This window comes from Peribacillus sp. NPDC056705, assembly GCF_043656335.1.
Genome location: NZ_JBHTYI010000238.1, coordinates 1 through 921, shown reverse-complemented (window position 1 = coordinate 921; position 921 = coordinate 1). Strand labels below are relative to the sequence as shown.

General features: G+C 51.9%; 1 protein-coding gene. It reads left to right on the top strand.

Features of this window, described 5'->3' with window-relative positions; translation table 11 throughout:
• A partial coding sequence (locus tag ACFRAK_RS29295; RefSeq protein WP_394573238.1) for an S-layer homology domain-containing protein occupies positions 1–921 on the top strand: 921 nt, incomplete at both ends.

Below are 921 nucleotides of genomic sequence, written 5' to 3'. Positions count from 1 at the left end.
CAACACAAACGGGTGTTCATTCGTATGAAGTACAACTGCCAAGTCACAGCCTAGGAGGTCAAGAAGCGTTTGAGCTTGTACTAAAGACGAAGAGCGGAATTCTTCATATTCCAAGCAACATGTTATCCAATGTAACAGTCAACACAGAACAGGTATCCATCCATATCGAGACCGATACGGTAGCCGAATTAAATTCAGTGGACCGTGAACGAATCGGCAGTCGTCCGGTGATCAATCTGAGACTGACTGCAGGCGACCGCGCGATTGCATGGAGTAATCCTAAAGCACCCGTAACGGTAGAAATTCCTTACACATCGACCACTGGCGAGCTTTCCCATCAGATTGTTGCTTGGTATATCGACAGCAATGGCAGAATCTCTTCTATACCTAACAGCCAGTATAACGCATCCTCCGAGGCCGTGGTCTTCCAAACCACTCATTTCGGTACTTATGCAGTAGCCTATGTATCCCACGTCTTCGGAGATTTGGCGAGCGTCCCTTGGGCTACGCAGGCCATTCAGCACATGGCAGCACGCGATGTCATCGAGGGTACAGCCGAGAACCGTTTCTCTCCTGAGACGTCTATCACCAGAGCCGACTTCGTTGCGCTTCTGGTCAGAGCTCTTGAATTGAGGGGTTCCGAGAACCCAACAGCAACCTTTAGCGATGTAGAGACTAACGCTTATTATAGAGACACGCTGGACGTGGCCCACTCCCTTGGCATCGTGAGCGGTTTTGCAGATGGTACCTTCAAACCGAATAACCCCATCTCTCGCCAAGATATGATGACGCTAGCAGCACGGGCATTATCCGCTGCCGGCAAGTCAGCCGCGGGCAGTGGAAGTTTGACCGCATACCGCGATGCGGCAAGCGTCTCGGGTTATGCAGCCGACAGCGTTGAGGCCTTGGTAAGCGCCGGGG